The organism is Pseudomonas sp. (genome assembly GCF_036404235.1).
Taxonomy (GTDB): Bacteria; Pseudomonadota; Gammaproteobacteria; order Pseudomonadales; family Pseudomonadaceae; genus Aquipseudomonas.
The window spans coordinates 1-21,305 of the sequence record NZ_DASWOT010000172.1 but is presented as its reverse complement, the minus strand read 5'-3'; the positions used below and the strand labels follow the sequence as shown (position 1 = coordinate 21,305).

Annotated in this window: 20 protein-coding genes; 6 read left to right on the top strand and 14 right to left on the bottom strand. The window is 57.3% G+C overall.

From position 1 onward, the window contains the following. Both VGC62_RS21685 and VGC62_RS21680 read right to left on the bottom strand, forming a co-directional pair. On the bottom strand, nucleotides 1–318 hold a 318-nt coding region (locus tag VGC62_RS21685; RefSeq protein WP_331189131.1), incomplete at its 3' end, for a pyrroline-5-carboxylate reductase family protein. Between the two features lie 31 nt (nucleotides 319–349). Continuing rightward, nucleotides 350–1,030, bottom strand: coding sequence for a YggS family pyridoxal phosphate-dependent enzyme (locus VGC62_RS21680; protein WP_331189130.1), 681 nt, complete (start codon nucleotides 1,028–1,030; stop codon nucleotides 350–352). A gap of 54 nt (nucleotides 1,031–1,084) precedes the next feature. Between VGC62_RS21680 and VGC62_RS21675 the strand changes: the two genes are divergently transcribed. Further along, complete coding sequence (locus VGC62_RS21675) at nucleotides 1,085–2,119, top strand: type IV pilus twitching motility protein PilT (protein ID WP_331189129.1); 1,035 nt, start codon at nucleotides 1,085–1,087, stop codon at nucleotides 2,117–2,119. 84 nt (nucleotides 2,120–2,203) lie between these two features. Here VGC62_RS21675 and VGC62_RS21670 read toward each other — a convergent pair whose 3' ends face one another. Next, the gene (locus tag VGC62_RS21670; protein WP_331189128.1) at nucleotides 2,204–2,947 is read right to left on the bottom strand and encodes a C40 family peptidase; all 744 of its coding nucleotides are present in this window, start codon (nucleotides 2,945–2,947) and stop codon (nucleotides 2,204–2,206) included. Nucleotides 2,948–3,197: 250 nt separating this feature from the next. On the opposite strand from VGC62_RS21670, the gene VGC62_RS21665 reads away from it, so the two are divergent. Beyond that, nucleotides 3,198–3,617 (top strand): TM2 domain-containing protein, encoded by a 420-nt coding sequence (locus VGC62_RS21665; RefSeq protein ID WP_331189127.1) that lies wholly within the window; start codon nucleotides 3,198–3,200, stop codon nucleotides 3,615–3,617. Between the two features lie 186 nt (nucleotides 3,618–3,803). On the opposite strand, the gene ntrC is transcribed toward VGC62_RS21665, so the two are convergent. The 7 genes from ntrC to glnA all read right to left on the bottom strand — a co-directional run bounded on the left by ntrC (nucleotide 3,804) and on the right by glnA (nucleotide 10,624). After that, nucleotides 3,804–5,240 (bottom strand): nitrogen regulation protein NR(I), encoded by a 1,437-nt coding sequence (gene ntrC, locus VGC62_RS21660; protein ID WP_331189126.1) that lies wholly within the window; start codon nucleotides 5,238–5,240, stop codon nucleotides 3,804–3,806. Beyond that, nucleotides 5,237–6,322 (bottom strand): nitrogen regulation protein NR(II), encoded by a 1,086-nt coding sequence (gene glnL, locus VGC62_RS21655; protein WP_331189125.1) that lies wholly within the window; start codon nucleotides 6,320–6,322, stop codon nucleotides 5,237–5,239. The genes ntrC and glnL overlap by 4 nt, the downstream gene beginning before the upstream one ends. 300 nt (nucleotides 6,323–6,622) lie before the next feature. Further along, nucleotides 6,623–7,261 (bottom strand): DUF4124 domain-containing protein, encoded by a 639-nt coding sequence (locus tag VGC62_RS21650; protein ID WP_331189124.1) that lies wholly within the window; start codon nucleotides 7,259–7,261, stop codon nucleotides 6,623–6,625. Beyond that, entirely contained in the window at nucleotides 7,245–7,772 is a 528-nt protein-coding gene (locus VGC62_RS21645) for a DUF4124 domain-containing protein (RefSeq protein ID WP_331189123.1), read from the bottom strand. The genes VGC62_RS21650 and VGC62_RS21645 overlap by 17 nt, the downstream gene beginning before the upstream one ends. Nucleotides 7,773–7,908: 136 nt before the next feature. Beyond that, nucleotides 7,909–8,472, bottom strand: coding sequence for a chorismate mutase (locus tag VGC62_RS21640; protein WP_331189122.1), 564 nt, complete (start codon nucleotides 8,470–8,472; stop codon nucleotides 7,909–7,911). Nucleotides 8,473–8,588: 116 nt separating this feature from the next. Continuing rightward, the gene (locus tag VGC62_RS21635) at nucleotides 8,589–9,017 is read right to left on the bottom strand and encodes a cupin domain-containing protein (RefSeq protein WP_331189121.1); all 429 of its coding nucleotides are present in this window, start codon (nucleotides 9,015–9,017) and stop codon (nucleotides 8,589–8,591) included. Nucleotides 9,018–9,217: 200 nt separating this feature from the next. Then, nucleotides 9,218–10,624, bottom strand: a complete 1,407-nt coding sequence (glnA, locus tag VGC62_RS21630) for a glutamate--ammonia ligase (RefSeq protein ID WP_331189120.1) — start codon at nucleotides 10,622–10,624, stop codon at nucleotides 9,218–9,220. A 331-nt stretch (nucleotides 10,625–10,955) separates the two neighbouring features. On the opposite strand from glnA, the gene thiI reads away from it, so the two are divergent. Both thiI and typA read left to right on the top strand, forming a co-directional pair. After that, entirely contained in the window at nucleotides 10,956–12,410 is a 1,455-nt protein-coding gene (gene thiI, locus VGC62_RS21625; RefSeq protein WP_331189119.1) for a tRNA uracil 4-sulfurtransferase ThiI, read from the top strand. A gap of 141 nt (nucleotides 12,411–12,551) precedes the next feature. Continuing rightward, entirely contained in the window at nucleotides 12,552–14,372 is a 1,821-nt protein-coding gene (gene typA / locus VGC62_RS21620; protein ID WP_331189118.1) for a translational GTPase TypA, read from the top strand. 338 nt (nucleotides 14,373–14,710) lie between these two features. On the opposite strand, the gene VGC62_RS21615 is transcribed toward typA, so the two are convergent. The 3 genes from VGC62_RS21615 to VGC62_RS21605 all read right to left on the bottom strand — a co-directional run bounded on the left by VGC62_RS21615 (nucleotide 14,711) and on the right by VGC62_RS21605 (nucleotide 18,045). Further along, nucleotides 14,711–15,166 carry a YkgJ family cysteine cluster protein gene (locus VGC62_RS21615; protein ID WP_331189117.1) on the bottom strand — a complete coding sequence of 152 codons (456 nt, stop codon included), beginning with the start codon at nucleotides 15,164–15,166 and terminating at the stop codon, nucleotides 14,711–14,713. Between the two features lie 118 nt (nucleotides 15,167–15,284). Further along, entirely contained in the window at nucleotides 15,285–16,673 is a 1,389-nt protein-coding gene (locus VGC62_RS21610; RefSeq protein WP_331189116.1) for a GTPase/DUF3482 domain-containing protein, read from the bottom strand. Continuing rightward, nucleotides 16,666–18,045: a DUF2868 domain-containing protein gene (locus VGC62_RS21605; RefSeq protein WP_331189115.1), complete on the bottom strand. Its 1,380-nt coding sequence runs from the start codon at nucleotides 18,043–18,045 to the stop codon at nucleotides 16,666–16,668. The genes VGC62_RS21610 and VGC62_RS21605 overlap by 8 nt, the downstream gene beginning before the upstream one ends. Nucleotides 18,046–18,182: 137 nt before the next feature. On the opposite strand from VGC62_RS21605, the gene VGC62_RS21600 reads away from it, so the two are divergent. Then, nucleotides 18,183–18,695: a dihydrofolate reductase gene (locus VGC62_RS21600; protein ID WP_331189114.1), complete on the top strand. Its 513-nt coding sequence runs from the start codon at nucleotides 18,183–18,185 to the stop codon at nucleotides 18,693–18,695. Between the two features lie 184 nt (nucleotides 18,696–18,879). Further along, on the top strand, nucleotides 18,880–19,935 hold the full coding sequence (locus tag VGC62_RS21595; protein WP_331189113.1) for a haloacid dehalogenase-like hydrolase: 1,056 nt from the start codon (nucleotides 18,880–18,882) through the stop codon (nucleotides 19,933–19,935). A gap of 174 nt (nucleotides 19,936–20,109) precedes the next feature. On the opposite strand, the gene VGC62_RS21590 is transcribed toward VGC62_RS21595, so the two are convergent. Beyond that, nucleotides 20,110–21,305 (bottom strand): dihydroxy-acid dehydratase (locus VGC62_RS21590; RefSeq protein ID WP_331189112.1); only part of this gene is annotated, 1,196 nt, incomplete at its 5' end.

The following is a 21,305-nucleotide window of genomic DNA, read 5'->3' as shown; positions in this document are numbered from 1 at the left end:
TTTTATACTGGCGCAGGTGATGCCGGCGGCGATTGAAACGATCAGCTGGTTGGGCTTCAGGCTCGTGCGCAAGGTTTCGCAGACGGCCTTCATCATCTGCGGCTTGACTGCCAGCAGCACCACGTCAGCGCCTTCGATGGCTTCGGCGTTGTCGGCGAACACTTTAATACCGTGCTCGGCGGACACGCGCTCGCGGGTTTCTAGGCCCGGATCGCTGGCGCTGATCGAGTCAGGCTCGACGCCTTGGGCGCGCAGCCCGCCGATCAGGCTGGTGGCCATGTTTCCTGCACCGATGAATGCGATGCGAGTCTTGCTCATGAGCGGATTCCTGTGAGGCAAAGGGTTATGGCTACCCGTAATGACGGGCGCCGAAGAGGGCGGTACCAATCCGCACCCAGGTCGCGCCTTGTGCGATGGCGGCGTCCAGGTCGTGGCTCATGCCCATGGAAAGGGTGTCCAGTGGTAGCTTCAACTGGTCTTGCAGGTTGCGTACGGCCGCAAATGCAGCGTTTTGTTTGGCGCTGTCATTGGTCGGTTCGGGAATTGCCATCAGGCCACGCAGCCTCAAATTTGGCAGAGCTGTGATGGCTTGAGCCAGGGCGGGCAAGTCATCGGGCTTGCAGCCGGACTTGCTCGCCTCGCCACTGACATTGACCTGGATGCAGATGTTCAGCGGTGGTAACTGGGTGGGGCGTTGTTCGGACAGCCGTTGTGCGATTTTCAAGCGGTCCACGGAATGCACCCAGTCGAAATGCTCGGCGATAGCGCGAGTCTTGTTCGATTGAATGGGGCCGATGAAATGCCAGATCAAGGGTAGGTCAGCCAATTCAAGCTGCTTGTTCAAGGCTTCCTGGAGGTAATTCTCGCCGAAGTCGCGCAAACCCGCTGCATACGCTTCGCGCAGGTCGCTTGCCGGTTTGGTTTTGCTTACCGCGAGCAGACCAATGGATGCCGGGTCACGCTGCGCTGCACATGCAGCTGCGTGAATTCGCTCACCGAGCGTTGAAATGTTCTCTGCTATCGTGGACATTGATTTGCGCCAGCAGGGCTAAAGTCTGCGGCATTCTATGTGATGAGGAGCTGTATGGATATTACCGAGCTGCTTGCCTTCAGTGCCAAGCAAGGCGCGTCGGACTTACACCTCTCGGCTGGCCTGCCACCGATGATTCGGGTCGATGGCGATGTGCGGCGGATCAACCTGCCGCCGCTGGACCAGAAAGAGGTCCAGGCGTTGATCTACGACATCATGAATGACAGACAGCGTAAGGACTTCGAAGAGGACCTGGAAACCGACTTCTCCTTCGAAGTGCCGGGTGTGGCGCGGTTCAGGGTCAATGCATTCAATCAGAACCGTGGCGCGGGCGCCGTGTTCCGGACCATTCCCTCAAAGGTCCTGAGTATGGAAGACCTGGGGATGGGCGATGTATTTCGCAAGATTACCGACGTCCCGCGTGGTCTGGTGCTGGTCACCGGGCCAACGGGTTCAGGCAAATCGACGACGCTGGCAGCGATGGTCGACTACCTGAACGCCAACAAGCACCACCACATCCTGACCATTGAGGACCCTATCGAATTCGTTCACGAATCCAAAAAGAGTCTGATCAACCAGCGAGAAGTACACCGCGACACGCACGGCTTTGCCGAAGCATTGCGCTCTGCGTTGCGTGAAGACCCGGACGTGATCCTGGTAGGCGAGCTGCGAGACCTGGAAACCATTCGGTTGGCGCTGACAGCAGCAGAAACCGGGCATCTGGTGTTCGGCACGCTACACACCACCTCGGCGGCGAAGAGTATCGACCGGATTGTCGACGTGTTTCCGGCGCAGGAGAAATCAATGATCCGCTCTATGCTCTCGGAATCGTTGCACGCGATCGTTTCACAAGCGCTGCTGAAGAAAATCGGCGGTGGGCGAGTTGCGGCCCACGAAATCATGATTGGCACCTCGGCGATCCGTAACCTGATCCGCGAAGACAAGGTTGCGCAGATGTACTCATCGATTCAGACCGGGGGTTCGCTGGGGATGCAGACACTGGATATGTGCCTGAAGGATCTGGTGACCAAAGGCATCATCACGCGCGAAAGTGCGCGGGAGAAAGCAAAAACGCCTGACAATTTTTGATTGTCAGGCGCTTGCACTTGTAGAAGCGAATTCATTCGCGAATGAATTCGCTTCTACAGAACCAGGGCAGTCGTCAGATCAGCATTAACGCTGTGCCAAACGCACTGTCGGTTTATGCGACGAAGGCAGCTCCTTGGGCAGAACGCGTTTGGCAATCACGTAATGGCTGTCCCAATACGGTTTGTTCAACGTGTCGACCGAGACCGACTTGCCACGACGAGGCGCATGCACGAACTGGCCGTCACCCAGGTAAATGGCGACATGGTTGACCTGACGGCTCTTGATGTTGAAGAACAACAAGTCGCCTGGCTTTAGATCCTTGCGGTCAACCTTCTGCCCGTGACCTTCGGCCATGGCGTTGGAGGTACGTGGCAAATCGACTTCGCTCACGTTATTGAACGCATATTTAACCAAACCACTGCAGTCGAACCCTTTTGTTGGGCTGGTGCCGCCCCAACGATAAGGGGTACCGATCGCATTCATGGCACGGTTGACCACGGTGTTGCTTTGTTTGCTATTGCCTGGTGCTTTGCTGGCAAGGGCGACAGTGTTTTTCGAAACCTTATGGGACGAAGGACGATTGGACGTCTTGCCGTTTCGGGTTTTGCGCTTGGAGGTCGCCAGTGGCTCGGCGGTTTCGTCTATTGCAGCTATCGCGGCCTGTTGAGCGGCGACATTGCGCGTTACCTTCGTTACTTTCTCCGAGGACTGAGTCTTCGCAGTGAAGCCGTTGAAGCTCGCAGGTAACGGTTGCTCACGATTGGTGGCGTGGGCGGCCAGTGGCATAAATAGGCAAATGGTTAGCCATGTCTTGAAAAATGGACGCATTAGGCAGGGCTCTTATTGGTCAGCGCGCAACTTTATAACAGCTTTTTCCGTCGTTTCGGACCCCCTTTTTGAATCATTTACTGCCCGGCGGGTCAGTTTCGATGCAAAAACTGTCATAAGATTTTGCTCATCCCCTTTAGTTACAAGGGTTTGCTGGGTGATCAAGAGGTTGTGGCCATACGTCGGAACGGGTCACGAAAGTCACAAAATTTACGCATATTTTTTTCTATCAATGCAAAAGAGGCTGTCAATGAATACCTATCAAGTGGACGTACAGCGTCCTGACACTCACAGTAAAGTCATGGGCTATCTGCTGTGGATTGTCGGATTTACCGGATCGCACCGTTTTTATTACGGTAAGCCGGTAACTGGGACTATCTGGTTTTTTACCTTGGGCCTGCTGGGTATTGGCTGGCTGATCGACTTGTTTCTGATCCCGTCGATGGATCGCGAGGCGGACCTGCGCTTTCACGCAGGGACGACCGACTACAGCGTTGCCTGGATTCTGCTGACATTTTTGGGCGTGTTCGGTGTGCATCGGATGTATCAGGGCAAATGGATCAGCGGGATCATCTATGCACTGACGGGTGGGCTGTTCTTTCTGGGGGTCTTGTATGACTTCTGGACGCTGAACGACCAGATTTCGTTGAGGAATGCACGACGGGCGTAACTGAATGGCCAGCTATTGAAGCCAACGTTGTGAGTTACAGACGATACGAAGGCTAGGGCCGCATCCTGGCGATACGATGCATCCGACACACCGTATCGTGTCGTGCGGACCCAGCCCGCCGTACCCTCCGAATACGCCTGCCTCGCATCGGGGGATGCCTGCCGATCAGGGCAGGCGCTGAGTCAATCAGCCCTCATCCCCGTCATCGTCATCCCCACCATCAATCTTCATGCCCAGCTCCTTGATCTTGCGAGTCAAGGTGTTGCGGCCCCAGCCCAGCAATACGGCAGCGTCGCGACGGCGCCCTGCGGTGTGTTTGAGGGCGGTTTCGATCATGATGCGTTCGAAGGTCGGCACCGCGCTGTCGAGCAGGCTGGATTGACCACGAGCCAAAGCCTGGTCGGCCCATTGACGCAGTGCTTGTTCCCAGTTGGTGACCGGCGCTGAATCCTGAGGCAGGCTCAGCAGTTCTGGCGGCAGGTCGCTGATATGCACTTCACGGCCCGAGGCCATGACCGTGATCCAGCGACAGGTGTTTTCCAACTGACGAACGTTACCCGGCCACGGCAGGTGCTTGAGGTACTCCTCGGTTTCGGTCTTCAGCAGCTTTGGCTCGACCGCCAGTTCCTGGGCGGCGCGGCTTAGGAAGTGTTTGGCCAATGTCGGAATGTCTTCGCGACGATCCGACATGCGCGGGATGTGAATGCGGATGACATTCAGGCGATGGAACAAGTCCTCGCGGAACTTGCCAGCCTGCACCAAAGTTTCCAGATTCTGGTGAGTCGCGGCGATGATTCGCACGTCGACCTTGACCGGCGTATGACCGCCGACTCGGTAAAACTCGCCATCCGCCAATACGCGCAGCAAGCGTGTCTGAGTGTCGGCTGGCATGTCGCCGATTTCGTCAAGAAACAGCGTGCCACCGTCGGCCTGTTCGAAACGGCCACGACGCAGGTTGGCTGCACCGGTGAACGCGCCTTTCTCGTGGCCGAACAACTCGGATTCCATCAGGTCTTTCGGGATCGCTGCCATGTTCAAGGCAATGAACGGCGAAGCGGAGCGCGGGCTGTGGCGATGCAGTGCATGAGCGACCAGCTCTTTGCCTGTACCCGATTCGCCGTTGATCAGCACTGTGATGTTGGAGTGACTCAAGCGTCCGATGGCGCGAAACACTTCCTGCATCGCGGGGGCTTCGCCGATGATTTCCGGCGTGCGGGTCAGCGTAGGCACGACATCCATGCCTTGTTGTTCCTGGGCATGCTGATTGGCGCGTTTGACCAGGGACACCGCTTCGTCTACGTCGAACGGCTTGGGCAGGTATTCAAAGGCACCGCCCTGGTACGAGGCAACGGCGCTGTCGAGGTCTGAATGGGCGGTCATGATGATGACCGGCAAACGTGGGTGTTGCTCACGAATCCGTGCCAATAAATCCAGGCCACTGGCGCCGGGCATGCGGATATCAGAAATGATCACATCCGGTTGTTGACGCGCCAGACGGCTCATCACGCCATCGGCGCTGTCGAAGCTCTGCGTTGTCATGCCTTCTTGTTGCAACGCTTTTTCAAGTACCCAGCGGATGGAACGGTCGTCATCGACGATCCAGACAGTTTCACTACGGCTCATGTCGAAGCTGCTCCTTGTTCCAGTGGCAAGAAGATCGAGAAAGTGGTGTGGCCGGGATGGCTGTCACACTCGATCAGCCCCTGGTGCTGACTGATAATATTCTGGGTGATGGCAAGACCGAGCCCTGTGCCATCCGGGCGGCCGCTGACCATTGGGTAAAAAATCGTTTCTTGAAGCTCGGGAGGAATGCCAGGGCCGTTGTCGATAATTTCGATCTTGCTCACCAGTCGGTGGCGAATATGACCGATGGTGAATTGGCGCATCGCGCGGGTTCGTAGGGTGATACGGCCCAGGCGCAGTTCGTTCTGGCCGCTAATGGCCTGCATCGCATTGCGCACAATGTTGAGCACGGCCTGAATCATTTGTTCGCGGTCAATCAATACGTCGGGAATGCTCGGGTCATAATCGCGCACTAAAGTGATGCAGCCTTGGCTTTCAGCCTCCACCAGACTGCACACGCGTTCGAGCACTTCATGCACATTGGTCATGGACAGCGAAGGCAGTTTGTTGGAGCCCAGCATCCGGTCCACCAGATTGCGCAAGCGGTCGGCTTCTTCGATGATGACGTTGGTGTAGTCCTTCAGGCTTTCCTCAGGCAGCTCGCGGGCGAGCAATTGTGCAGCGCCACGAATCCCGCCGAGGGGGTTCTTGATTTCATGTGCCAGGCCACGGACCAACATTTTGGTGGTTTCTTGCTTCGACAGCTGGGCTTCTTCCTTGGTGATGCGCAACAAGCGATCACGCGGATGGACTTCCAGCAGGAGCATGGTTTCGCCTTCGGACAAAATCGGCGTCACCGCGTAATCGACGGTCAGGGTCTGGCCGGTCAATGCGGTGAGCATGGCTTCACGTTTGGTAAACGGATGTGCTTGCTCGACCGCCTGACGCAGCGAGCTGAGCGCCTCGGCCGACTCGGTAAACAGCTCGCTGATAAATTGCCCGTGGCTACGCTGACCACTGATCGCCAGCAGCATTTCGGCTGCCGGGTTCATGTACTCAAGGCGCAAGTCCGAGTTGAGCAGAATGGTGGCAGTGGTCAAGTTGTCGAGTAACAATCGGTGCAGCGTATCGCTGATAGTCATGAATGTCGTTGACCTCTTTTGGCACATTGCACTTCGGAGCGGGCCCGAATTAGCAGACCACTGGTTGGTCTTCGCCAGCGTTGGAAAGCCGCTGATACGGTGCTTATCCGTTGAAACTGCAAAAACCAAACCAAGGCTCCGAAAAGAAGCGTTAATCGAGACAATCCGAGCTTTTTTCGGACAGCGTGCGCCAGCACGCTGCAGCGGTTCACGCGAATTGAACCAAAATGGGTTGTAGGCCCGGCTGTTCGTTCAGCTTGCGCACCATAATGGAGCTAAATCAACTTGCGCCTGGGGAAATCAGAAAAAAGAGAAAATGCTGCTTTCTTCTTCCGGCTTATCTTTGAGCGGACATTCCGGGCGGACGCCGTAATCCTCGTTCTTGCACGGCTGCGCCAGACGTTTTTGCGCCAGGGAGATACGGAACATATGGAAGGGCTGATTAGGCGTTCGTTCCGCTACGCGACCGTATTGATCGACGATCTCAATCGAGAGCTGATGCGTGCCCCGATCAATGTTGGTCATCGGGAACACCGGGCTACGCCCTGATTCACTGTACGGCTTGCCATCAAGCAGCAAGCGATAGCTATGTCCGGGCTGCAAGGCTGGATCGTTGGTTACCGTCACGATCAGGTTGCCTTGCATGTCGCGAATCGCGGCGTCAGGTTCCGGCGCGAGAATGCGCAGCAGTTGGTAGCGGAACAACGCTGGGATGGTTTGTTTGGTTGGCTGGGGTGGTGCTTTTTTAAGCGGCAGGGCCATGTTGTTGCTGGGGGCAATATCAACTTTGCTGGCGTTGCGCCGCGGCTGGTCGGTATATACGCGATTGCCCTGTGCGTCGATATAGGTATAGACGTCAGCCAGCACCGAATGCCCCGTCAGCATCAGGAGGCAAATCGTTATGCTGCGCAGCAATGGGTGGTCAAGGCTTACCGACATGAACTCGCTGCACCGTGAGGGTCACTGTCTGACTGTGCTGAATGGGCTGCTGGTTCTGCAGGACTTGAACAGCCAGGCTGTGCTCGCCCCTGTCCAGCTCCATGAGCTGCAAGCGCGGTACGTTGGTCGGCTGGCCATAAGGTGTTCCATCCAAAAGCAGTTGCAGTAGATGACCAGGTTGCAGGCGCGGCTCAATTTGTACGCCCACGGTGAAGGTGCCATTGTTGGCCCGCAGCGCTTCACCGTCAGGCAGGTCAGTGAGTTGAAGCGTTTGGTAAGCGGCGCCTTTTTGCGTTGCTTGCCCCTGATTTTGCGGCGCGGTTGCCGGCGCCGGGGAAGGCGTGACCGTGTTAACTCTGTTGAGCGGCGGCAATTCGACCGTTTCGGCTTTGGTGCCGTTGGGTGGTTGATTGCTGTAAGCCGTGTTGCCATTGGCATCGGTGTATTTGTAGATCTGCGCGACAGCGGGCAAGGCAAACAACAGCAGCAGAAAAACAAGGCTTTGATGCATGAACGCTCCAATCCCAACGACAGGGTTAACGGCAAATGGCAGGGCCCTACTGTGACAGCGGCTGGCCTGGGGTGCCAGCATAGAACACAACCCGTTTCACTACTTCATTGCCGTTGCCTAGGGTCTTGGTCTCGTGTCATTTTTTGCGGGGGATGCACAGATCACCCACGGCACGTGCCAATGCGCTACTCATCACCGGATCAGTGGCTTGTAGCTCGCTTGCGGCTCTCACCCAGTCAGGGCAGGCGACATCCTTGCGGTAAGGCGAGAATGCTGCGTACGACGTCAGCAGGATTGGTTGCAAGGTATCCAGCCGGCTACGAATGTCGCTGGCAAGGCTTTGGGCTGGGTTGGCTGGGGCGGTGCCGGTCGCATGCCACTGCGCGAGGCGGGCGTACTGCACCATCTTGTTGGCTTCGATTTGCGCTGCAAAAAATTGACTGGCGTCGTCGCGAGACAGCCTGAAATCCCCCGCTTTTGCTGTCGCACTGGCGATGACCTGGCGTTCTCGGTCAGTGTCCTGTACGGGTTTGCCGCTGTACCATTTGCTCAGCGCCACGTCGTTCGCGATCTCCAGCCTCTGGCTGATGGCCTTTATCAAAGGCGTCAGGGCTGCTGGGGTGGGCGCTGCGGGTGCTGCCATGAGGTGTAGCGGGAGCAATGTGAGAGTCAGAAAAGCGCAGGGCAATAGCTTGATCATGGGAAGGGTCCGTACAAGGTGGATCGATGCCCAGTCGGTTATCGAACTGCCGACTGGGCTCCAAGTATCACCGAAGGATCATGCATAAATGTGGTAACTGGATACCACCACGCCCATCATTCTGTCGTGTTGTGATCAACCGCTAATGGCATGCCGGGCATGCCGGCATAGAACACGACAAGTTCGGTTTGCGTCGCCCCGCTGGTGCCGCGATGTACGATATTGTTCATTTCAGGCAGGACTTGCCCTGCCGTCAGCGTGATGGTCTTGCCACCTTCCAGCGCCTCGACGATCAGCTCTCCGGAAATAACATAGCCTGCGGCGGGCATAGGGTGTGAATGCCAGTCAAACTGCGCGCCAGGCGACATGACGACCTTGCGCACGGTGAGCTCCGGCTGACCTTTCGGATAGGTCGTGTATGGGGTTCCGTCCCAGGATGACGTGGTTTTCAAGAGGATTTTTGAATCGATGGTGGGGGCGGTTTGAGCGTTTGCGGTGTTCAGCATGAAAAGCGCCGTGGCGCAGGCAACTGTGAGTTTGATCATATTCATTCCTTTGCATGATTGAAGCGGTGTGCTTCGGGTACGGCTGATTAGAAATGGCTGACCACGCAAACGCTAGGGCGTTTGCGTTTCGGGAAATATCAAAAAAATCATGCCTGGCGTCGTCGCCACTTTCCCGCAGGCATGAAAAAGGCCTCCCGAAGGAGGCCTCGTTTCACGTCGATACCGCTGACGTGGCTGGATTAGCAGCTGTAGTACAGCTCGTATTCCAGTGGGTGTACGAAAGTGCGTACTTTGATTTCTTCTTCGCTTTTCAGGGCGATGTAAGCGTCGATGAAGTCGTCGCTGAAAACACCGCCTTTGGTCAGGAACGCACGACCTTTGTCCAGCTCTTCCAGGGCTTCTTTCAGGCTGCCGCACACTTGTGGGATCTCTGCAGCCTCTTCAGGTGGCAGGTCATACAGGTTTTTGTCAGCGGCGTCGCCCGGGTGGATCTTGTTCTGGATGCCGTCCAGGCCAGCCATCAAGAGGGCCGCGAACGCCAGGTACGGGTTGGCTGCCGGGTCCGGGAAGCGCGCTTCGATACGACGGCCTTTAGGGCTGTTGACGTAAGGAATACGGATTGAAGCAGAACGGTTGCGGGCCGAGTAGGCCAGCATGACCGGAGCTTCGAAGCCTGGAACCAGACGCTTGTAGGAGTTGGTCGCTGGGTTAGTGAAACCGTTCAGCGCCTTGCCGTGCTTGATGATGCCGCCGATGAAATACAGCGCGATGTCGGACAGGCCGGCATAGCCTTCGCCAGCGAAGGTGTTTTTGCCGTCTTTGGAGATCGACATGTGGACGTGCATGCCCGAACCGTTATCGCCGTACAGAGGCTTAGGCATGAAGGTAGCGGTACGGCCGTAAGCGTCGGCAACGTTGTGTACAACGTATTTCAAGGTCTGAACTTCGTCAGCCTTTTTAACCAGCGTGTTGAATTTCACGCCGATTTCATTCTGGCCAGCGGTTGCCACTTCGTGGTGGTGGACTTCTACGACCTGGCCCATTTCTTCCAGAGCGTTGCACATTGCGGTGCGGATTTCGTGGTCATGGTCGAACGGCGGAACTGGGAAGTAGCCACCTTTGATGCCTGGACGGTGGCCTTTGTTGCCGCCTTCGATATCAGCGTCGGACATCCACGAACCTTGCTCAGAGTAGATCTTGAACATGGAACCGGAGATGTCGGATTTGAATTTTACTTCGTCGAAGATGAAAAATTCTGGCTCTGGACCTGCGAATACGGTGTCACCGATACCGGTCGACTTCAGGTATTCCTCGGCGCGATGAGCGATGGCGCGTGGGTCGCGATCGTAACCTTGCATGGTCGAAGGTTCGATGATGTCGCACACCAGGATCAGGGTCGGCTCTTCGGTGAACGGGTCCAGAACGGCGGTTTCGTCGTCTGGCAGCAGGATCATGTCGGACGCTTCGATGCCTTTCCAGCCGGAAATGGAGGAGCCGTCGAACATTTTGCCGACTTCGAAGAAATCGTCTTCCAGAGCATCGCGTGCTGGCATGGTCACATGGTGCTGAGTACCTTTGGTGTCCGTGAAGCGCAGATCAATCCACTTAACGTCATGATCTTTGATGAGTTGAACCGACTTCGACATGTTGTCCTCCGGGGTGGATTAGGGCTGGGTAGTTGTTCGCCCTTCAATTTGGGTGATGCCGGGCGCGATAGTCGGCCAAGGCAACCTGCCTCACAAGGGAGCAATTTGCATGCCAGTGCCCTGTGTTGGGTTTTTTGCTCGAAATCCCGATTTTCCAGGGGATAGACGATGCATTTGCAAAACTTAACGCACTCTATTGGTGCCTTGTAATTATGCTTGGTTCGTTTTTGGTGCGCCGATGATTGGCCGTACGATAACTGGTTAAACCTTGAGCAATTTCCGCTATAATCCCGCCCCCTCTTTTTCGACCGGCACCTCGCGCGCTGTTTTCATGAAACTAATCGTTAAAGTTTTTCCCGAGATCATTATCAAAAGCCGGCCTGTGCGAAAGCGCTTCATCAAACAGCTGGCCAAAAACATCCGTACCGTGCTCCGTGATCTGGACCCGGCGCTGGTGGTCGATGGTGTGTGGGATAACCTTGAAGTCGGAACAAAGGTCACTGATCCCAAAGCCTTGCACGACATGACCGAGCGCCTGAGTTGCATGCCGGGCATTACGCATTTCCTGCAGGTCGATCAATACCCCTTGGGTGACATGGACGACATCTACGAGAAGTGCAGGCAGCACTTCGGGGAAGTCCTGCCCGGAAAGATATTTTCGGTTCGCTGCAAACGAGCCGGTCATCACGATTTCAGCTCCATGGATGTCGAAAAATACGTCGGCAGCCGCTTGCGTGTCGAGTGCGGTGCCGCCGGTATTTCCCTGAAAGCGCCACAAATTGAAGTGCGGATGGAAATTCGCGACCAACGGTTATTTGTGATTCACAGCCAACACAAAGGCATGGGCGGCTATCCGCTAGGTTCGCTGGAGCAGACACTGGTATTGATGTCTGGCGGTTTCGATTCAACCGTGGCGGCATACCAGATCATGCGCCGCGGGCTGATGAGCCACTTCTGCTTCTTTAATCTGGGCGGAAGGGCGCATGAGCTAGGCGTCATGGAAGTCGCGCATTTTCTCTGGAAAAAGTACGGCAGCTCCCAGCGCGTGCTGTTCGTCAGCGTGCCGTTCGAAGAAGTTTTGGGAGAAATTCTCGGAAAAGTCGATAACAGTCATATGGGCGTAGTATTGAAGCGTATGATGTTGCGCGCTGCGACCATTATTGCTGATCGTCTGGAAATCGACGCGCTGGTAACGGGTGAGGCGATTTCCCAGGTGTCGAGTCAGACCCTGCCGAATCTATCGGTAATTGATCAGGTGACGGAAAAGCTGGTGTTGCGCCCGCTGATCGCCACTCACAAGCAAGACATCATCGATCAGGCAGATCAGATCGGCACCGGTAATTTCGCCCGGCACATGCCTGAGTATTGTGGGGTGATCTCGGTCAACCCCAAGACCGCCGCGAAGCGCAACCGCGTCGAGTACGAAGAACAACAGTTCGACATGGCGATTCTCGAGCGTGCGCTCGAAAACGCCAGGATGGTCCCTATCGATCGTGTGATCGACGAGTTGGGCCAAGGCGTCGAAATCGAAGAAGTCAGTCAGGCTTTGGCAGGTCAGGTTGTTATCGACATCCGTCATCCGGATGAACAGGACGATCGCCCGCTGAGTTTGCCCGGCATCGAAGTACAAACGCTGCCGTTCTATGCACTGAACAGCCGTTTCAAGGAACTGGATTACACGCGCCAGTACCTGCTGTATTGCGACAAAGGCGTCATGAGTCGCCTGCATGCCCACCATTTGCTCAGTGAGGGGCATGCCAATGTGCGCGTTTATCGACCGAGCTAAGTGCCCGGGGCTGTTTGCCTGTGGCTTGCGTCACCGGCCCCCCGACACACGTCGTCAAGCCGTAACGGCTTTAGCCGACTCTACTGTTCATAGCTGTCTACAATCAGCCAGCTGACCGAATCCTCTGATCGAGATACACAAGTGATCGAAAATCTACGCAACATCGCCATCATTGCTCACGTTGACCACGGTAAAACTACCCTCGTTGACAAGCTCTTGCGTCAATCCGGTACCCTGGAACGCGGCGAGCTCAACGACGAGCGCGTGATGGACTCCAACGACCAGGAAAAAGAGCGTGGTATCACCATTCTCGCGAAGAACACCGCGATCAACTGGAATGGCTACCACATCAACATCGTGGACACCCCAGGCCACGCCGACTTCGGCGGTGAAGTAGAGCGCGTGATGTCGATGGTCGACTCCGTCCTGCTGCTGGTCGATGCTCAAGACGGCCCTATGCCGCAAACCCGCTTCGTGACCAAAAAGGCTTTCGAAGCCGGCCTGCGTCCAATCGTGGTTATCAACAAGGTTGACCGTCCAGGCGCGCGTCCGGACTGGGTTCTGGACCAGATCTTCGACCTGTTCGACAACCTGGGTGCCACTGAAGAGCAACTGGACTTCCAGGTCGTTTACGCCTCTGCGCTGAACGGTATTGCCGGTCTTGCCCACACCGATATGGCCGAAGACATGACGCCGTTGTACCAGGCCATTGTCGACCATGTACCTGCACCAAAAGTCGACCGTGAAGGTCCGTTCCAGATGCAAATTTCGGCACTGGACTACAACAGCTTCCTGGGCGTCATCGGTGTTGGCCGTATCGCTCGCGGTCGCGTCAAGCCGAACACCCCTGTTGTTGCCGTCGACGTCAACGGTAAAAAGCGCAACGGCCGTATCCTGAAACTGATGGGTCACCACGGTCTGCACCGCGTCGACGTTGAAGAAGCAGCTGCCGGCGACATCGTCTGCATCAGCGGCTTCGACCAGTTGTTCATCTCCGACACTCTGTGCGACCCACTGAACGTCGAAGCGATGAAGCCGCTGACCGTTGACGAACCAACCGTTTCCATGACCTTCCAGGTAAACGACTCGCCTTTCTGCGGTAAAGAAGGCAAGTTCGTCACCAGCCGTAACATCAAGGAACGTCTGGACAAAGAGCTGCTGTACAACGTTGCCCTGCGCGTTGAAGAAGGCGACACCGCTGACAAGTTCAAAGTCTCCGGCCGTGGTGAGCTGCACCTCTCGGTACTGATCGAAACCATGCGTCGCGAAGGCTTCGAAATGGGTGTAGGTCGTCCTGAAGTGATCATCCGCATGGTTGATGGCGTCAAGCACGAACCGTACGAAAACGTCACCATCGACCTGCCGGAAGAATCCCAGGGCGCGATCATGGAGCAGATGGGCCTGCGTAAGGGCGATCTGACCAACATGGTTCCAGATGGCAAGGGCCGTGTTCGTCTTGAGTACAACATCCCTGCACGTGGTTTGATCGGTTTCCGTAACGAATTCCTGACCCTGACCTCTGGCGCTGGCATCCTGACCTCGATCTTCGACCGTTACGACGTGATGAAGTCCGGTGACATGTCTGGCCGTCAGAACGGCGTGCTGGTTTCGGTTGCGACCGGCAAGGCACTGACCTACTCCCTGGAAACGTTGCAAGCCCGTGGCAAGCTGTTCCTGGGTCATGGCGAAGACGTCTATGAAGGCCAAATCGTCGGCATCAACAGCCGCGACAACGACCTGGGCGTTAACCCAACCAAAGGCAAGAAGCTCGACAACATGCGTGCTTCGGGTAAAGACGAAACCATCGCTCTGGTTCCGCCGATCCGTTTCACGCTGGAGCAAGCGCTGGAGTTCGTTCAAGAAGACGAACTGTGCGAAGTGACGCCAAAGTCGATTCGCCTGCGTAAGAAAATCCTTGGCGAAAGCGAGCGTACCCGCGCAGCCAAGAAAAGCGGCAACTGATTAGTTTTTAATCAGCCGTAAAAAAACGCCCCCGACCGCAAGGTTGGGGGCGTTTTTGTATGTCTGACTGATGAGGCATCGGTTTTAGGAGCGAACTTGTTCGCGAAGCGGTGTTTCAGGCACACCGCGTCGGTCGCCTCGCCAACAAGTTGGCTCCTACAGAAACCGGGTGCTCAATCAGAACTTCAACGGCCGACCGCAAGGTCGGGGGCGTTTTTGTATGTCTGGGCGATGAAGAATCGGTTGTAGGAGCGAACTTGTTCGCGAGGCGGTGTTTCAGGCACACCGCATTGGTCGCCTCGCCAACAAGTTGGCTCCTACCGAAACCGGGTGTTCAATCAGAACTTCAACGGTGCGCGACCTGAATTCGAACTCAACGTTCCGCTGTCCTGGCGCTCTACTGCCTTGGGCTTGTACGCGCAGTAGCCTGGGCGCGGCCCGATTTTTGGGTGATTGCGGCAGGTGTCCGGGCGCTTATCGTAGATCGTACATAAGCGACTCTTGCGATCCAGATACAGGCAGTCGTTGTTGCTCATGCGTTGCAGGGTGAAAATCCCGGACTTCTGGTTGAAGCGCTCGACAATGCCTTCCTTCTGCAAACGCTTGGCGATGTTCTTGGGATTGTCGCCCTGTTCGAACTCGTCGACGATGCCAATCCGGATCAGGTCCTTGATCTTGGTTTCCACCGGCAGTGTGCAGCAGCTGGAAACACAGCCTCCACACATGTGACTGGAGTATTTGGCCCAGGTATCGAGACGGTCGATTTCTGCGGCGGCGATCAAGGTGGGTTTCATGTGTATCCGGTTCCGGGTGTATCGGGCGCGCGATGATACCGGGGCTGGCGCGTTAACAGTATCCCCAAATCATCAATGCGACTGTCGGTGCTCGTACCCTTGGACATGTCTACATGTCTTATGGCGAGCCCAAGCGGGTTGCCAACCCCTCAATCGCTTCCTGTCGCTCGGCCTGATTCAACTTCGCATTCGGATTCAGTGAAGACCACTGCGGATGCGCCCTTGCCTTGCGCAGGTCTTCCGGCAATTTGCCCTCACGCCAGGTGTTGTCCTGCGGGGCGGTCAATTTGATACTGTCCATCGCTGCATGCCCGCGTGCTTCCAACGCTTGCAACAGTTGCCGCTGACGCAGCGCCAATAGCCGCAACACCGCATCGTCGACTGTCAGTTCGCGCTGTCCTTTGATTTTGCCGAGCAGTCGCCCGCCATAGCTGCGTGCGGTCTGCAATGCGCCCCCGGCGATAGCGCCCACCAGCGCTGCCGCACCCAAGGTAATGCCGCCCACCAATAGATCCACCCCGGCACCGGCAGCGGCACCGGCGGCAATCCCGCCGCCAACCCGCACGCCCAGTAATTTCAGGGTTTCCGGGTTGAACAGGTCGTCGCCCCAGCGCCCATCAAGCAGCGGCAAGTCGTTGGCTGCGGCGTCCTGAAGGCGGAAGGCGTAGAGCTTGAGCAGCGATTCGACGCAGCGCTGTTCCCGCTGGCGCACCGCTTTGCGCAGGTCGGCAATAGCCACCTGCACTTGATCAGAACTCGTCGCGACGCTACGGCGGCAAGCGGCGCAGTCCAACAGCAGCTCGGCGATCAATCGTGCAGCGCTATGGCGACGCGCCTGACGTTGCGCCTCTTGATCAACAATCAGCCGCTCCAACTGGCCGCGCGAGTTTTCCAGCAGCAACGCCAGGCTTTCATACAGCCGACGCTCGCCGTCTTCCGGGGGTGCCACGCTGTCGAAGCGCACCAGTGCGTGCAGGCCCAGCCGTGCCAAGGCTTCGCGCCACTCGGGCTCGCGCTGTTGCGCGCTGCTGACAAAATTCAGCACCGGCAATAACGGTTTGCCGCAACTGGCCAACACTGCCAGCTCGTCACGGTATTTCGCCAGCACCGGCTCGCGGGCGTCGATCACATACAACCCGGCATCCGAGGCGAGCAACTGGCGCAGCACTTTGGCTTCCTGCTCGAAACGCTGACGCGCTTCGCTGCCCTCCAGAAACCGCGCCAGCCGTGCCGGACCGTCGAGGCGTTCGCCGGGGCGATCAAGGCGTTCAAGGTAGTCGAGCAGGGCGATGGCATCTTCCAGGCCGGGCGTATCGTACAGCTCCAGCAACGCTTCACCGTCCACCGACAAGCGTGCGCCCTCGACATGGCGGGTAGTGCTGGGGCGATGTGAGACTTCGCCAAAACCGACATCGCGAGTCAAGGTGCGCAGCAGGGAGGTTTTGCCGACGTTGGTGTGGCCGACGACGGCCAGCCGCAGCGCACGAGTCGTGTCCTTTTTAGTCATGGCCTGTCTCCAGCCAGGTGAGCGGGGCGCTGTCGGCCCAAGTCACGTCCATTTGTTGCAATGCGGCGTGCCAGTCGCCCAATCGCTCGGCCTCCAGCGCTTGCCCGACGGGGGCGGGCAGTAGCCAGACGCGCGTTGCGCCCGCGCAGCGCGCCAGTTCTGCGATCAGCGCCAAGCTGCCACGGTCGGGGGAGCGCCTTGGATCACAGGCGATAGCCAAGCGCGCGGGTGGGAAGCGGGTCAGTTGATCGAGCAGTTTTTTGCGTGACTCACGGCTGTCGAGGATGCCTGCGTCAGCCACGGTTTTCGGCAGTTTGGGCGGCCATGTTCGCTGATCGTCCAACTCGATGGCGACCAATAGCGCGCCTTCGCTCTGAAGTGATGGGGGCGTGTGTTGAACCTGATGAAGGTGTTCGGGAGCCTCGTCGTTGACGCCCAGCCGCTCGCTGCTGGGCATCAAGCGCTCGCGCAAGTGGACGTAGCCGGGCAGGCTCAGGTCCAGCGTTAGGCCTGCTCGGCCGATACGCCAACGCCAAAAGCACACCAGCGCCAGCAGCAGTCTTGGCACAATGCCGTACACCATCAGCACGCCAACCAGCCACGCGGCCCAAGCCTGACGGGCATCCTCAATGATCGACACACTGTCGCCGCTGGCGCGGATCACCGTATCGCTGGGCACGCCAAAGCCCAGCAGAGACGGGATCGTGCCAAGCGCATGGGTCAGCGCGACAAAAGTGTCGCTGCCCAAGATCGTGGTTTCCCAGACGAAACCGTAGCGTCGGGTCGCCAGCAGTATTAGCAGCATCGCCAGCGCGCTGAGTAATGCGAGCAGCCAGACGCCGTGAATGAGCGTGCCAAGGGCCCAGCGATTCAGGCGTTTGCGCTGTAGCAGCAAGATCAACGCAGGCGCCAGTTGTGCGGCCTGAGCGTCGCGGGCGAGCTTTTCGCTGAGCCAAAGCCATAGGCGTCCGAGGCTGGCGGTGCTTTCGCCAGCCAAGGCCAGGCTCAATGCCCAACTGACCAGCAGGATAAGGTTCAGCCCCAGCAGGCTGCCCAGTGCCCAGAACACGTTTACAGGTGTTTGTCCGTCACCTAATCCGGCGAATGCCAGGCCTGTGCCACTGATGACGGCGAAGATGGCCAGTATGATCAGCGACAACCGGGCGCCTTGTTTGTAGTGCCGCAACGCAACGAGCATTCCGTCGCGCTCGGCCAGCCACCGGGCCCGGCGCTTGATCCGAGTCAACAGATCGCCACCCTCGGCGCGAGCACGGCGGTTGGCTTCGGTGTCTTCAAGAGCGCCTGCATGTTCCTCGCGCAGGCGCACGGCTTCGGTCAGCCATAGGTCATCGAGTGGGGTCAGGACAGTCACGCGGCGTCTCGTTGATTAAGTCAGGGGGGAGCATAACCGTTGTGGCCAAGTTCGCGCAGACCAGCGGTGGGATGAGGACGATTTTGTAGGGCATCCCGGATACAAAATCCGCCGTCGCCTCTGCTATTCTCGCGCCCATGAAAAAACATCTCTCCCTCAGCCTGATTGCCGCCCTGGCGCAAAACCGGGTCATTGGCGTCGATAATTCCATGCCGTGGCATTTACCGGCGGATTTCAAGTATTTCAAGGCAACGACCTTGGGTAAGCCGATCATCATGGGCCGCAAGACCTGGGATTCGCTGGGTCGTCCGTTGCCTGGTCGGTTGAATCTGGTGGTCACTCGCCAGGCCGATTTGCAGCTCGAAGGCGCTGAGGTGTTCACCTCCCTGGACGCTGCTGTCGAACGCGCCGAAGAGTGGGCGGATGAGCAGGGCGTCGCCGAAATGATGTTGATTGGCGGTGCGCAGCTTTACGCGCAAGGCCTGCCGCAAGCGGACCGTCTGTACCTGACGCGCGTTGATTTGAGCCCTGAAGGGGATGCGTGGTTTCCCGAGTTTGATCAAACCCAATGGAAGCTGGTTTCCAATACCGGGAATCCTGCTGCCGATGACAAGCCGGCATACAGTTTTGAGGTGTGGGAGCGAGTCTGAGACCGATTCATGCGTGAGAGCCGGATGCTTGGGTAACTGTTACAAGAATGTCGTTTTCAACCATGTTGTCGCGAATCGTTCTCTCGGTGACGTCATCAGAACACGCACGGTCGCTGACGTACCCAAACAGTAACGGCTTTTTGCTACGGTCCAATCCTTGAACAAAACAAGGGGGGACACCGTTATGAAGCTCGTACCTAAACTATTGGCCGCTGCTCTCTGTCTCGGTCTGGCCTGCCAGGCTTTCTCCACAGAACTCAAACACTGGCCGGAGCCTGCGGCCAAACAGCTCAACGCGATGATTGCAGCGAATGCCAACAAAGGTAACTTCGCCGTTTTCGACATGGACAACACCAGCTATCGCTACGATCTGGAAGAGTCGCTGTTGCCGTTCATGGAAAACAAGGGGCTGATCACCCGCGAGTCCCTTGATCCGTCCCTCAAACTGATGCCTTTCAAGGACACCGCGAACCACAAGGAAAGCCTGTTCAGTTACTACTATCGCCTCTGTGAAGTGGATGACATGGTCTGCTATCCATGGGTCGCGCAAGTATTTTCGGGCTTCACTCTCAAGCAGCTCAAAGGTTACGTTGACGAGCTGATGGCATCCGGCAAACCGGTGTCCAGCACGTACTACGATGGCGATACGGTCAAAACCATCGACGTGCCCCCGCCGAAAGTCTTTACCGGCCAGGCCGAGCTGTTCAACAAGCTGACGGAAAACGGCATCGAGGTTTACGTGATGACTGCCGCATCCGAGGAGCTGGTGCGCATGGTCGCGTCCGATCCGAAGTACGGCTACAACGTCAAACCGCAGAACGTCATCGGCGTGACCACCTTGCTGAAGAACCGTGAGACAGGCGAGCTGACCACCGCTCGCAAGCAAATCACGGCGGGCAAATACGACGAGAAGGCCAACCTCGGTCTGGAGTTGACGCCTTACCTGTGGACCCCCGCCACTTGGATGGCCGGCAAACACGCGGCGATCCTGACCTACATCGATGAGTGGAAAAAACCTGTTCTGGTGGGCGGCGATACGCCAACCAGCGATGGCTACATGCTGTTCCACGATGTCGACGTGGCCAAGGGTGGCATTCACCTGTGGATCAATCGCAAAGACAAATACATGACGCAGCTCAATGGCATGATGGCCAAGCACGCTGCGGCCCAGGCGGCAGAAGGCTTGCCGGTCACTGCGGACAAGAACTGGGTGATCGTGAAGCCTGAGGAGATTCAGTAATCACGCGGATCTGTTGGAGTGAGGCTGGGCTGCATCCGGACGAAGCTTGCGACACGGGTTGTCTGACACTTCGCGTTGTGGCCTTCGCGGGCAAGCCTTGCTCCAACAAGGTTCGATAACAAAAAAAGCCCGGCATCGCTGCCGGGCTTTGGTTTTTACGCTGTACCCAAATGCTTAAGGCACCAGTTTGTCCAGTAGAGCCTTGTCGCGTACTGCGCCTTTGTCGGCGCTGGTGGCGAGCAATGCGTAGGCTTTCAGCGCGGTGGTCACTTTACGTGGACGCGACTCAACGGGCTTCCAGCCTTTCTGATCCTGCTCGGCGCGCCGCGCGGTCATTTCTTCATCGCTGATCAGCAGGTTGATGCCCCGGTTGGGAATGTCGATCAACACTTTGTCGCCATCGCGCACCAGACCAATCGCGCCGCCTGCTGCCGCCTCCGGCGATGCGTGGCCGATAGACAGGCCCGAAGTCCCGCCCGAAAAACGCCCGTCTGTCAGCAGCGCGCAGGCTTTGCCCAGCCCCTTGGATTTCAGGTACGAGGTCGGATAGAGCATTTCCTGCATACCTGGACCGCCTTTCGGGCCTTCGTAACGGATGATCACGATGTCGCCGGCCTTCACTTCGTCAGCAAGAATGCCGCGCACGGCGCTGTCCTGGCTTTCGAAAATCTTGGCGTTGCCCTCGAACACATGGATCGACTCGTCGACACCGGCAGTTTTTACCACGCAGCCGTCCAGTGCGATGTTGCCGTACAGCACGGCCAGGCCACCTTCTTGGGAGTAGGCGTGTTCAACGCTGCGGATGCAGCCGTTCTCACGGTCGTCGTCCAGGCTTGGCCAGCGAGTTGACTGGCTGAATGCGGTTTGCGTCGGGATACCCCCGGGGCCGGCCTTGAAGAAGTGATGCACGGCTTCGTCGTTGGTCTGGGTGATGTCCCACTTGGCGATACCTTCGGCCATGGTCTTGCTATGCACAGTCGGCAGGTCGGTGTGCAGCAGACCACCACGGGCCAGCGAACCGAGAATGCTGAAGATGCCGCCGGCACGGTGTACGTCTTCCATGTGGTACTTCTGAATGTTCGGCGCGACTTTGCACAGTTGAGGCACTTTGCGTGACAGACGATCAATGTCGCGCAGGTTGAAGTCGATTTCGGCTTCTTGGGCGGCGGCCAGCAAGTGCAGGATGGTGTTGGTCGAGCCGCCCATGGCGATGTCCAGCGTCATCGCGTTTTCGAACGCTTTGAAGTTGGCGATGTTGCGTGGCAGCACCGAATCATCGTTGTCGCGATAGTAGGTTTTGCACAGCTCGACGATGGTGCGGCCAGCTTGCAGGAACAGCTCTTCGCGGTCGCTGTGGGTCGCGAGTGTCG

Excerpts from the sequence above, each read along its gene's own strand:
- glnA (WP_331189120.1), bottom strand. The coding sequence starts at position 10,624 with ATGTCGAAGTCGGTTCAACTCATCAAAGATCATGACGTTAAGTGGATT.
- VGC62_RS21650 (WP_331189124.1), bottom strand. The coding sequence starts at position 7,261 with ATGTCGGTAAGCCTTGACCACCCATTGCTGCGCAGCATAACGATTTGC.
- VGC62_RS21645 (WP_331189123.1), bottom strand. The coding sequence starts at position 7,772 with ATGCATCAAAGCCTTGTTTTTCTGCTGCTGTTGTTTGCCTTGCCCGCT.
- ntrC (WP_331189126.1), bottom strand. The coding sequence starts at position 5,240 with ATGAGCCGTAGTGAAACTGTCTGGATCGTCGATGACGACCGTTCCATC.
- VGC62_RS21670 (WP_331189128.1), bottom strand. The coding sequence starts at position 2,947 with ATGCGTCCATTTTTCAAGACATGGCTAACCATTTGCCTATTTATGCCA.
- VGC62_RS21635 (WP_331189121.1), bottom strand. The coding sequence starts at position 9,017 with ATGATCAAACTCACAGTTGCCTGCGCCACGGCGCTTTTCATGCTGAAC.
- VGC62_RS21680 (WP_331189130.1), bottom strand. The coding sequence starts at position 1,030 with ATGTCCACGATAGCAGAGAACATTTCAACGCTCGGTGAGCGAATTCAC.
- VGC62_RS21610 (WP_331189116.1), bottom strand. The coding sequence starts at position 16,673 with ATGACTAAAAAGGACACGACTCGTGCGCTGCGGCTGGCCGTCGTCGGC.
- glnL (WP_331189125.1), bottom strand. The coding sequence starts at position 6,322 with ATGACTATCAGCGATACGCTGCACCGATTGTTACTCGACAACTTGACC.
- VGC62_RS21600 (WP_331189114.1), top strand. The coding sequence starts at position 18,183 with ATGAAAAAACATCTCTCCCTCAGCCTGATTGCCGCCCTGGCGCAAAAC.
- VGC62_RS21595 (WP_331189113.1), top strand. The coding sequence starts at position 18,880 with ATGAAGCTCGTACCTAAACTATTGGCCGCTGCTCTCTGTCTCGGTCTG.
- VGC62_RS21615 (WP_331189117.1), bottom strand. The coding sequence starts at position 15,166 with ATGAAACCCACCTTGATCGCCGCCGCAGAAATCGACCGTCTCGATACC.
- VGC62_RS21675 (WP_331189129.1), top strand. The coding sequence starts at position 1,085 with ATGGATATTACCGAGCTGCTTGCCTTCAGTGCCAAGCAAGGCGCGTCG.
- VGC62_RS21640 (WP_331189122.1), bottom strand. The coding sequence starts at position 8,472 with ATGATCAAGCTATTGCCCTGCGCTTTTCTGACTCTCACATTGCTCCCG.
- thiI (WP_331189119.1), top strand. The coding sequence starts at position 10,956 with ATGAAACTAATCGTTAAAGTTTTTCCCGAGATCATTATCAAAAGCCGG.
- VGC62_RS21665 (WP_331189127.1), top strand. The coding sequence starts at position 3,198 with ATGAATACCTATCAAGTGGACGTACAGCGTCCTGACACTCACAGTAAA.